At 66.7% G+C, this 10446-nt stretch carries 8 protein-coding genes; all 8 read right to left on the bottom strand.

The annotated features are described in order from the left end of the window. Nucleotides 1-3439: DNRLRE domain-containing protein (locus ABD127_RS17220; protein ID WP_344203803.1), on the bottom strand; the 3439-nt coding region annotated here is incomplete at its 3' end. A gap of 309 nt (nt 3440-3748) precedes the next feature. Next, nucleotides 3749-4189, bottom strand: a complete 441-nt coding sequence (locus ABD127_RS17215; RefSeq protein WP_344203801.1) for a hypothetical protein — start codon at nt 4187-4189, stop codon at nt 3749-3751. Next, nucleotides 4189-4845, bottom strand: coding sequence for an AAA family ATPase (locus tag ABD127_RS17210; RefSeq protein WP_344203800.1), 657 nt, complete (start codon nt 4843-4845; stop codon nt 4189-4191). The genes ABD127_RS17215 and ABD127_RS17210 overlap by 1 nt, the downstream gene beginning before the upstream one ends. Before the next feature lie 359 nt (nt 4846-5204). Then, nucleotides 5205-6713: a ParB/RepB/Spo0J family partition protein gene (locus ABD127_RS17205; RefSeq protein ID WP_344203797.1), complete on the bottom strand. Its 1509-nt coding sequence runs from the start codon at nt 6711-6713 to the stop codon at nt 5205-5207. A gap of 333 nt (nt 6714-7046) precedes the next feature. Further along, entirely contained in the window at nt 7047-7664 is a 618-nt protein-coding gene (locus ABD127_RS17200) for a hypothetical protein (protein WP_344203795.1), read from the bottom strand. Beyond that, nucleotides 7661-7987 carry a PadR family transcriptional regulator gene (locus ABD127_RS17195; RefSeq protein WP_344203794.1) on the bottom strand — a complete coding sequence of 109 codons (327 nt, stop codon included), beginning with the start codon at nt 7985-7987 and terminating at the stop codon, nt 7661-7663. The genes ABD127_RS17200 and ABD127_RS17195 overlap by 4 nt, the downstream gene beginning before the upstream one ends. A gap of 61 nt (nt 7988-8048) precedes the next feature. After that, nucleotides 8049-9857 (bottom strand): hypothetical protein, encoded by a 1809-nt coding sequence (locus ABD127_RS17190; protein WP_344203792.1) that lies wholly within the window; start codon nt 9855-9857, stop codon nt 8049-8051. A 234-nt stretch (nt 9858-10091) separates the two neighbouring features. Further along, nucleotides 10092-10446, bottom strand: a 355-nt coding sequence (locus tag ABD127_RS17185; protein ID WP_344203790.1) for a hypothetical protein, incomplete at its 5' end; no start/stop codon positions are given.

The raw sequence follows: 10446 nt of genomic DNA, 5'->3' as shown, positions 1-10446 counted from the left end.
TGCCCGCGGCGTCGTAGGTGTACATGATGCAGTCGCCGGTCAGGGTGATCAGCAGGCAGTTGAGCTCGGTGGCTCCGTTGTAGAAGACGCGAGTGGTGCGGTCCATCTGGTCGTAGGCATAGGCGGTGACTTCGCCGCGGCCGTCGGTCTCGGTCAGGACCCGAGCGGCGCCGTCGTAGGTGAACGAGGTGCACAGGCGACGGCTGGCGGTGTTGGAGCAGTCGCCGCCGGGCTTCTTGATGGACTTGACCTGCCACTGGGTGCCGGCGACGAAGCCGGGGTCGGTGGTCTGCCAGTACGTGTAGACGGTCTTCTCGGCGTCCGTGGGGGTGCCGCCGGGGGGCACGGCGTTGGCGTCCCAGGTCTTCGACGTGGTGCCGTTGGGGTTGTACTCGCTGTGTGTCTTGTTGACCCCGGCCGCGGTCTTGCTGCCGCACGTGCTTCCGCTGCTGGAGATGCCTGAGTAGCTGACGGTGGTGCGACCCATGGTGTCGTAGTCGTAAGCGTTGCAGTCGCCGGCAGTGTCCTTGACGTCCGATGGGAGGTAGGTGCCGCCCTGCACGTTGCTGGGTGTGCCGCCGTAGTTGGCGTTGCCGGTGGCGGCTTGTCCGCTGGTCGAGCCATTCTTCGGCTGGGTGACAGTCGTCAGCTGGTCGGTGATGTCGTTGTTGTAGGTGTTCACCGTTGATCCGTCAGCGGTGAGGCTCTGGTTACCGGCGCTGGTCGAGCTCAGCGGCTGATTGTCGGCACTGTAGTCCTCCGAGCGCGCCTTGCCGAGAGCGTCGTAGACCCAGATCTTGGCATCGGACGCAGAGTTGTTGCGCTTCGCGTAGCAGTACGTGGTCGGCTTGCCGCGGGCGTCGGTGACGACCGTCGACAGTTGGCCGTTGTTCTGGCACGCCGGCACGAGGCCGGTGTTGAACTGCCACGAGTAGGTCAGTAGCCCCGTTGCTGAGTTGTCGAGGCGTGCCCCAATAGTGGCGACTTCGGCTGATGCGGTGTTGTAGGTGATCTCGGTCGTCGGCGCTGCGCCGGACTGGTTGACGGGCTGGGTGATCTTCGACAGCCGCGGGGCGCCGCTGGCCGCCACGTATTCGTAGGTCGTGGCGTTGCCAGCCGCGTCGCTCGAGCTGGTCAGGTTGCCGTCGGTGTAGGCGTAGTTCCATTCGCGCACGCCAGGTCCGCTGACGTCCGCGGTCGCGATCTTGGTGATGACCTCGCCGGTGTAGGTGGGCGTGTACGTGCGGCCGGCGGAGTCGATGAACTGCGAGACCTTCGGCGGGTAGGACGGGAGGCCGGAATACTGGGCCTCTATCTGGTTGTTCGACCGGTCACGCAGGTAGCGCATGTAGGTGTTTCCGAAGATGTCCGGCTGTCCGAAAACGTACTTCGACTGGTTCTGCCTAAAGGTGAGGGTGAACTCTGCCCCGCTCTGGGTCAGATCGGCGCCCGCACCCCCGACGGGGGTGCTGAACTTGTTGTAGTCCGGGCTCGCCGGGTTGGAGGACTTGCGGACGAACGAGCCGATGACGGTGCCACCGGGGCCGTGGAAGTCGTACCGGTACTCGGTCTTCTTCTCCAGCCAGACGTCCGGCCCGATGGAGAGGCTCCACCGGGGGCCGAGGGGACCGGTCTCGACGCCCTGGGAGTTGTAGGTGCGCTGCAGGGTGAAGTCGAGGCCGACGCCAGCGACGTCGATGTCGGCGTTCTGCACGACGACGTTGCCGTTGCGGTTGTTGACCGACAGGCTCATGCGGTCGCCGAGGGGGCGGTCGGTCATGGAGTACCAGGACTGAGCGCCGGTGTCCGGGGTGAACGTCACCGAGAGCTTCGGCTGCTTGTCGAGACCAATGGTGGGGCACGTCGTACTCACGACCCCCGAGCAGAAGACCCGCTTCTGAGCCGGGTCGGTCGGGTTAGGAGCTGCCAACGCGAAGACCTGACGGTTGTTGTAGACCTGTCGTGTCGCAAACGGCTGAGTCTCCGGCCCGACGTGGCGGCCTGCCCAACCATTGACGATGTTGGTCACATCAGCGCTCTCGAGGCCTGCGTTGCAAGACGAAGCGCCCCGGAAGCTCACCTGTGTCGCGGTGAACCGCGGGTCGGTGCTGTAGGTAGGGCGTGTGTTCCATGTCCAGTTCGGGCCGTCTCCGCTGACCACCGAGTAGATGTTGGTCGGCTGGGCGGTGCAAGAGGCTGCGGAGATCTGCCACAGCGTCAGGTACGCGCGTGTGACGGTTGCGCCGAGGTATTCGTTGTAGGAGAACGCCATCAAGGCCTCGTTGCGGCCGCCGGCCGCTCCGACGGTCAGAGTGGTCGCGTTCGTGTAGGAAGTGTTGGGATTGCCCTCGCTGACATAGCCCGTGCCCAGGCGATTGACCGAGCTGATGTCCGGGTCGATCGTGACCGGGTACTGCGTGGATTCGGCGTTCAGGAAGTCCATGGCCGGCTTGAGGGTCAACCGCCAGGTCTCACCGTCCTGGGTGAGTTCGGCGTCGACTGCTGCCTGGTTGGCGGGAAGGCCGTTCTCGTCGACCTGCGCGTCCCACATCATCAGCGGCGCCGATTGCGCAACCACAACCCCGTCAGCGTCCTTGAAGATCAGCACGCCGTCGACGAGCTCAGCGGTCAGGCCCGGAGCGGAGAAGTCGAACACATACTCCGGCGCGACCGCGGGGGCCGCCTCAAGCAGTACGTGAGCCGCGAACCCCGTCGACCCGACGCCTACCCGGACGGAGTCGGCGGCCGGCGTCACTTCGTTGATACGGAAAGACGCCGGCTCGACCGCGGTGGCGCCGTCGGTGGGCGCCTCCGGTGACACCTCGGGGGAAGGCGAAGGCGCAGGGGAAGGCTCTTGCTCGGGAGTTGCGGGCGCCGACGGTTCCGAAGTGACCTCATATGTCGCCACCGAACCGTCGACCGTCGGTGCTGCGAGCTCGAGCTGCGGCAGGCCCAGCGCAATGGACGCGCCGCTGTCGAGCGTCAGCGAAGCCAGCGATCCATCGCCCGTTGCCGAGAGCGAGACCTCATCAGTCGTGGCCGTCGGTTCGAGGCGTTCACCAGCCTCGCTCAGGTCTGTGTTAATCGGCACCAGGTCGCCGTCAGCGTTCTCCGCTCGGGTCGGCGTCTGCGTGGTGTCGCGGGTGAATGTTCCGTCGGGGTTGGCATAGAACGTCTCATACTCGGTGCGAAGCGACTCGACCTCGATCTGCTCCCCCGATTCCTTCGCCGCCGCGAGCGCTTCACCCAGCGCAGACGAGTTGCCTGGGACGGTGTTCTCGTTGCCGGTGGAGTCGAGCGCCTCCACGTCCTGGAGCTCGGCGCGACGTTCCTCGTCGGCGTCAGCAGGGTCATAGGCCTGCGCGGGGAAACCCAGCAGGCTCAAGACCAGCGCGACGATCAGAGCAGGGACGAGACGAGCGACCAACCGACCGGACATTCCGATACCTCACGCAGTGCCGCCCACGGCTCATCGCCGTCGTACGGCCATCATCACCGGCGGTTGCTTCACCGTTGTGAGGCAAGTAGTACATGTGCTGCGGATCACCCCGCACAGTTTTCTCAAAAGATTCACCGACAAACTTCTCAAGATCACGACCTCGATCGTTGTCGCACGAAGCCCGCGACCGTGTGATCGCGGGCTTCACGGCGAGGCGGATCGCCGTTGCTCGAGCGAGGCGGATCGCTCGAAGTCTGTGGTTCCTGCACTTACGGAGTCTGTAAGTACGGAACTTTGTAGTGAGTCGTTCTACGGGAGTCGCAGTGATGCCCGGAGTTCGGCCTCGGTCGCTCCACTGAGGTCGCCTGCGCGCTCGCGCAGGAGGTCGATGCCGAGCCGGATGAGGGTGTTCTCGGTGATCCGGTGACCTGCGCCGGCCCTGCGCCGGTTGAGGTCACGGGCGATCGTCGTCAGCTCGGCGTACTGGTCCGCGCTGAGGCGGGTTTCCTTGCGCTCGAGTTGGTCGAACCCCACTCCCCCAGCCACTCCCCTACTGGCGACAGGAGCTGATCGTTCCGGCGGCCGCGTTGCGGCCTTCTTTGCCTCTGGGGTCTTCTTAGGCGACTTGTCGACTTTCTTGGTCGCCGCGGCGGCAGTGCTCGGGACGACAGTCGGTGTCGGTGGTGCGGCGGGGGTCTCGGGAGCCTTGTCGAGCGTGGGAATCATCGAGGCGAAGTCGCGCCGTGCCATCAGGAAGCCACCTTCTCGTTGGCGAACTGGGTAAGCAGCTCGGAGTTGACCTTGCGGAAGTCCTCGACGGCCCTCAGCGTGCGTTGGTCATGCGGGTACTGGGTCACGACCTTGCCTTCAAGCGGAGCGAGCGTGTGCACCTTGTATGTCCGGATGAAGGCGCGGAAGCGCTTGAGTCCGGTCTGGTCGAGGAGTCCGGCCGCATCGCTGGCATCGGCCGGCGTCCGGGGGTCGACCTTGTTGAGCAGGACCCGGTAGTCGACACCGCTGGGGGCGATGACCTGGCGGACGGTTCGCACGACGGGTCCGAGCGCCAAGGGGGTCGGTTCGGTGGGCAGGATGACGAAATCTGCGTTCTGCAGCACCGTGGTCAAGACGTCCTCGGCCTCGAGACTTCCGGGGGTGTCAACCAGGATCACGTCGTACGGCAGGTCGCGCATGCTGGCGAGCTGCGCCGGATCGGTGCTGGTGGTGAGGTCGAACGGGATGCCTGCACCTTGCTCGGCCTGCGTCGCCCAGAACTCGGCTGATGCTTGCGGGTCGACGTCGACGACTAGGACGCGAGAGCCTGCCTCGTGGGCGACGGCGGCGAGGTTCATGGTCACGGTCGTCTTCCCTACTCCCCCCTTCTGGTTGGCAATGGCGATGATGCGCATGTCTGTTCCTCCGTGAGTTACAGGGTCTGTGAGTTTGTGAGTCTGTATGTTCCAAAGTCCGAAAGCCTGGCTCTTTCGTACTTTGGATCTCTGTCAGTCTGTGACTTGCAGAGCACGTGACTCCGATACTTTCGAAGTCTGTAACTCTCAGACTACGGGAGTCTGTACGTCGAACGACATCGACACGCCGAGCTCGCGACTTCCGCAGTTTGGAAGTTCGCGAGTCCCGAAGTTACATAGTTACAGACTTCCCGAGTCTGTAACTATGTGCGCCGACGGGGCCCGAGCCCAGCGGACTAGGAGAGCGGGGGAGTGGGGGGAGTGGGGCGCCGCCCTCCGTGGCAGCGCCCCACCCGGTCTTAGACCGTCTGGTTGCTCGCGGCGTAGTCCTCGACGTCGGAGAGGTTGTATCCGAGCGACGCGAGGTATCGCAGGTAGCGGCCGGTGGTGGACTCCTCGCCGTTGCCGCGCCAGGCATTGTCACTGGCGCGGTGCTCGTAGGCGGCGAGGATCAGCCCGAGCGTGATGACCTGGGCACGCTTGTCGCCTGCCTCCTCGGCCAGCGCGGTCAGGGCGGGGGAGTGGCCGTAGATCGCGGCCTCGACCCCGAACCAATCGGCGGCGATGCGGTTGGCGTCGGCCTCACCCAGCAGGTGAGCGTCGTGGGCGTGCGCCACGGCAACGAACGTCCAGGCGCTCGCGGGTGCGGTCTTGCGGCTCAGGTACGTCTTGACCCACTCGCCCCGGACTTCGCGGGCGGACTTCCACGCCTTGTTGTTGTCGATGACGAGGCGACGGGCGATGCGGTCGGCTTCGCGCTGCTCCTCGGACTTCTCGTCGGCGGGAACCGGTCGGCTCTGCTTGTCGTACCACTCCTGGGAGGTCAGGTGGCCGTGCTCGGCGGGGGACAGGCACACCGCTTCGGGCATCCACTCGACGGTGATGGTGACGGCGGCGAAGCGGGCGTCGGCGTCGTCCTCGTCGGTGGGCTCGTTGCCCTCGGGCCATTCGACGTCGCCCCAGCGGTTGACGTCGAGGACGGTGCCGTCGGGCTCGGTGTAGGTCTCGACCTCGGTCAGGTAGACCGCGTGGCCGGGGCAGTCGGCGTGTGCGATGGGGTCGAGGTCCTGGCCCTCGGTGTCGCGCAGGGTGTCGACGGCCTTGGCGTCCTGGTTGTAGCGGGGGCGGGCGTCGATGACCCTCACGCCCTGCTCGGTCAGGGCGGCGATGACCGGGGCCTTGGCCTCTGCCTCGGCGCGGGCGTCCCGGGCGACCTGGGCGACGTGCTCGAAGCGGCCTTCGTTCGCGGCGGCGACGAGGGCCTTGACGGTCTCGACGTCGTCCTCGAAGTCGGCGATGACGGCCGCCTGATCGAGGCTCAGGTCGTAGCGGTCGGTGGCTTTCGCGGCCAACTCGGATGCGCCCACGGCGAGGCGGGCGTCAACGTCGGCCCTCTTGGTGTGGGTTCGCTTCGCGATCTGCCCGGACGTGAGCCCGAGGAGGCTCAGCTGACGGGCGACCTCGATGTTCTCACCGGTGGTGAGTCCGGCTCGGTGCTCGTTCTCGGCGTGCTGGGTCAGCAGCCGCTCGATCGCCTCGGCGTCACCGTCAGTGTCGCTCGGGACGAGGATCACGGGCACGGTGTCGAGTCCGGCCTCGATCGCCGCGTGGGTGCGGCGGTGACCGAACCGGACGCGTGCGCCCTGCTCGGTCTGGGTGGCCACGATGGGTTGCAGCACGCCGTGGGTCTTGATGGATCCGACGAACTCCTTGGTCAGGCGCAGATCGCTGCGCACGTTGACGTCGACCAGCAGCGTGCGCGGGTCGATCTGCGTGACCGCCGTGGCGGTCTGGGTGTTCTGGCTCATGACGAACCTCTCCGCACCGAAGGATGGGCCGTGGGACTCCGCCGTCCCGACCGTTTTTCGCCCCCTCCGGGCAAGAGGAATCCAAAGGCCGCTATGGAGCGTGGAGCGTCAACCCGTAGGGCGGTGCGGTCGTGTGGGAGTGAGGAAATAAGCGAGCTTGCGAGCGCCGAGCGGGAGCACGGGCGTGCCGCCGGCGAAGCCGGTTGCGTGGAGCGCGAGCGGCCGACGATGGATCGTTCCGGAGGGGAAGAAATCAGCTGGCAGAGCGCCGTCGTAGGCGGCTCCGTGGCACCGCGCAGCGGTGAGGCTAGTGTCCCGGCGCACCGGGAGATGTCATTTGCGCACGCCTCGGAAGAGAGCGATCGCACGAACGAGAACCCTTCCGCCCACACGAACCCGAGCCAAGAGCCATTCGCCGGCCGTGGCAGCGATTTTCGCGGCACTGCGAGCCGTCGATGTTGAGGCATCCCAGACGACCTCACTGCTGCTAGTCGAGACTTGCCAGACGACCTCGGCTCCGTCCCGGCCGACACTCGTGACGCTCACGAGGCGAGACTTCCCGTCGCGCAGAACTTCGTACCCGAAGGAACTGATGTCCTTCACCTGCGACCCGAGGACCGAGGTCGCCGCCCGCACGCCTGCCCGCCAGACCCGACGAAGCCGACGCCACTCGCGCCAACGGTCCAACGCGGTCTGGGCCTGACGACCGCGGGCCGGCACTCCCTCGAGCACAGCCGTCATCGCAATCTGGCCGAGCCAGACGTACCAGTCGGGCAATTGCGCCGCCTTGCGGACGTGTGCGAGCTCGAGCAAGAGCTCCGCACGGCGGGGATGGTCCGACGGGTAGAGCACGCAGATGAGTCGGGTGACGATGACCGGGATGGCCCCGGCGACGAAGAGCATCGTCATTGCTGCGACAAGCGCGCCCCAGGACGGCGGGAGATTGTTCATGGATTCGCCAGCTTCGGTCTGGCGGACGTCGCCGCGGCTCGTGCGCGGCTCGCAGCGGGAGCGGCTGACACGAAGGACGAGAGATAGGCCTTGCCGTGATCGGTAAGGCGGTAATAACGGCGAGTGCGTTCACCGGTCTCGCGGTTCGTGTCCCACCCGTCGGTCAAGTAGCCGGCCTCTAGGAGCTCGGACAGGAACGGGTACATCGATCCCGGGCCGACGCGAGAGTTCTTGGAGAGCTCGTAGCCCCACAGCTGCGCGTCAGGCGTCGCGAGCATCGTGGTCGCAATGGCGACCCGAGCCTGGGTCCGACGCTTATTCATGGATCGAAGGTAGCACGAGGATGACCCTTAGCCGATAGGTCGGCTAAGGGTCATCTGACAATCACCCGGTGGCCGCCGGGTCGAAGGCGATGATGTGGGCGCCGAGCTGGTCTTCGAGCATGTCGAGGAGTGTGTAGGCGTCGTCGGGGTCTGGCGGTGGGGGAGGGGCGGGCCCGTAGCGGCCGAGTGTCTGTCCGTGGTCGACCAGGCGCACGATGCCGAGCAGTGCCCACCAGGCGCGGCGCTCGTCGCGGTAGCGGTCGAGCTGGTCGCGGATCTGCTCGAGCACACCGAATCGTTCGGCGAGGAGTTGCAGGTTCGCCGGGCCGAGGACGTAGCCGGCAGGGGTACGTCGGGCGAGGCCGAAGGCTTCGAGGACCTCGAGGGCGTCGTAGGTGGTTTGCACGCCGAGCCTGGCGTCGTGCGCGAGGTCGCGGCCGGAGATGGGGGAGTCGACTTGCCGCAGGGCGGCGTAGGCGAACGTGGCTGGTAGGCCGAGCTCGCGGAATGCCGCTGGCACGGCGGTGATCTTGCCCTTGCGCCACGGGCGTTCGTGAGCGGCCTCCACGTGGTTGTCGGGGATCTTGAGGATGTAGCCGTGAGCGCGGACGCCGGCTGCTGGTTCGACGAGGTCAATGAGAGCGTCGTCCTCAGCGAGGAGCCGTCGCAGGACCTTGCCGACGGTGGCTTGGTTGAGACCGGTGGCGATGGCCAGTGATCGGTTTCCAAACTCGATGAGCTCGCTGCCGGTCTTCTGTGCGGCTTCGGCGAGCGCGTAGAGCACAGCGCGTGCAGCGAGGTCGTCGCGGCGATCCTGGTCAAAGACCAGGTCGACGGCGTTCAGCCACGTGCGGACGTACCCGTACAGGGCCCCCGCGTGTGTCTTTGGCCCCCTTGTGGTGCCTACGCGGACAGGTTTCACCTGTGTGGTTTCGCGGCGGCGTTTTTCGAACGCCACGGCGCTGTGCCAGTCGCGGGTCAAAGCTGCCCGACGGTTGGCCCGGCTGTAGCGGCCGTACATGGCCGCGAGGCCGGGCCAGGTGCCGTTCTCGACGCGCACGACCAGGTCCTTGAAGTCCCATCCGGCTGCGACGGCCGACCAGACGACCGCCTGGCGGGCTTCTGAGGGTGAGGCGTAGCGGGCCGGGTCGTACTGGCCCGTGCGTGCAATCGCCGCGTAGGTGTCGTCTGGGGCGTTGTGCCGGCCGCGGGGGCGCAGCTGGGTCACGGTGGCGTGACCTGCGTCCGTGGCGCGCTCAGGGGAGCTATGAGGGCGTTCGGCGTGCTCGGCGACGAGCCTCCGCCAGCTGGCGTCGGTGGTGCCGGTCTGGGTGGCCTCGTAGGCGGCCGACAGGCTGCCGTGGAGGCGCTGGTGGCCACCGGTCTTGTGGCGGCCTCCTGGAGGACGGATACAGCCCGAGTCGATACCGAGCATCGGCTGGGGATCCATGGTCGGGAGGGTCGCGGCGAGGCCGCGGGCGAGTGCGGAGGCTTCGGGGAAGGGCGCTGGCGTGGCCAGGGGCACGTAGACGTGGACGCCGCCGTTGGGGGACTCGTCGGAGAACCAGCGGGCGCCGGAGTGCTCGAGCAGTCGGGTCACGGCGTCGAGGTCGGCGGCCACGGCGGCGCGGCCGCCGCGGCTGGTGTCGAGGTCGATGCAGAACGTGCGGGCTGCGCCGGCGGTGTCGTAGATCAGGACGGCTGCGGGCTGGTTGGGCAGCTGCTCGGTGACGGTGCGCTCGTAGCGTCGCGGGTAGGTGCGGCCGCCGTCGCGGGAGACGCGCATGCGGCCTCGGCCGGCGATCTCGCTGGCGAGGGCGCGCCAGGCGTCGGCGGGATCAGTGGACCGCGGATCTCGCTTCTGAGACACGCCGGGGTCACTTGCAGTGTCAACTGCAGGGTGCCGGTGTATGGTGAGATCACTCCTTCCACTCTTTGCCGTGTGGGAATGGGTAACTGCCTCACCCGGACGCCAATCCGGAGGGCACTACAAAGGGCCGGTTGCCTAACCGGTGAATATCCCGCTAGATCTCGTAGCCGCCAAGCAGAGAAGATCTAGCCTCAGCTTCCGAACCCCGCCTCGCCAAAGGCGGGGTTCGCTGCGTTATGCGCTGGTCGCCAACGGCAACTCCTCGAAGAAGTCCGCGGCCATGGGGCCGTCGTAGAACTCGGGTCGACCGTCTGAGTCGATGCGCGTTTCGTGGACAAGCGCATCGATGAGACGACCTTGGGTCAGGCCTCGAGCGTTTGCCAGCAGCTCGAGCTTGTCCTTGGTGGTCAGGTCGATGTGTGCGTTGAGGGGAAGGGTGCTCTTGCCCTCGCCGCGGACTCGGCGAGCTCGACTGACGTCGCCGGCCTTGCGCGCTCGAGGGGCTGGGATGGGTTCCAGCAGGAGGTCGACGATGCGGCCCTGGCCCACGCCGATGGCGTCTGCCAGCTGGTCGATCGTGTGCTTGACC

The organism is Aeromicrobium alkaliterrae, assembly GCF_039529015.1.
Classification (GTDB): domain Bacteria; phylum Actinomycetota; class Actinomycetes; order Propionibacteriales; family Nocardioidaceae; genus Aeromicrobium; species Aeromicrobium alkaliterrae.
Note: the sequence above shows the minus strand (reverse complement) of the source record. Positions and strands in the feature narration are given on the sequence as shown.